Source organism: Enterobacter sp. IF2SW-B1 (genome assembly GCF_001743375.1).
Classification (GTDB): Bacteria; Pseudomonadota; Gammaproteobacteria; order Enterobacterales; family Enterobacteriaceae; genus Enterobacter; species Enterobacter bugandensis.
On the sequence record NZ_MJAA01000164.1, the window covers coordinates 1 to 549 of the forward strand.

The 549-nt window shown below is 51.5% G+C and carries 1 protein-coding gene; it reads right to left on the minus strand.

The window, feature by feature from the left end:
• Window positions 1-325: 6-phosphofructokinase (locus tag A6013_RS24100; RefSeq protein WP_175437414.1), on the minus strand; the 325-nt coding region annotated here is incomplete at its 3' end.
• Window positions 326-549: the final 224 nt, after the last annotated feature.

Sequence of the window (549 nt, forward strand, 5' to 3'; positions counted from 1 at the left end):
CCATGTACGAGCCGTCACCGCCGATAACGACCAGCGCGTCCAGGCCACGTTTTTTCATGTTCTCGATAGCCACTTCACGGATGTGTTCGTCACGGAATTCCGGGAAGCGCGCAGCCCCAAGGAAGGTACCGCCACGGTTGATCATGTCAGACACGCTGTAGCGGTCGAGCTGAACCATACGGTCTTCATACAGCCCCAGGTAACCATCATAGCTACCAAAAACTTCCAGACCTTCCGTCAGCGCTGCACGGCCAACCCCACGAATTGCCGCGTTCATGCCCGGCGCCTCACCGCCGCTTGTCAACACCCCGATTTTCTTAATCATGACTACCTCTGAACTTAGGAATGCAAAAATGAAATCTGTTGCCGGAAGAAACTTATCGACCACCGAATACTGCAAATAGTATATCAATCCCTTCTGGCTGAAGTGATTCAGGTCAGACCAAATGGCGGTAATTTATACACAAAATGCTGGCCTGGCTCACTTTTTTACAACGAATTACGAAAGCCCAACATGTCCGGGTACAACCGAGCAGGGATCCTGGTGAA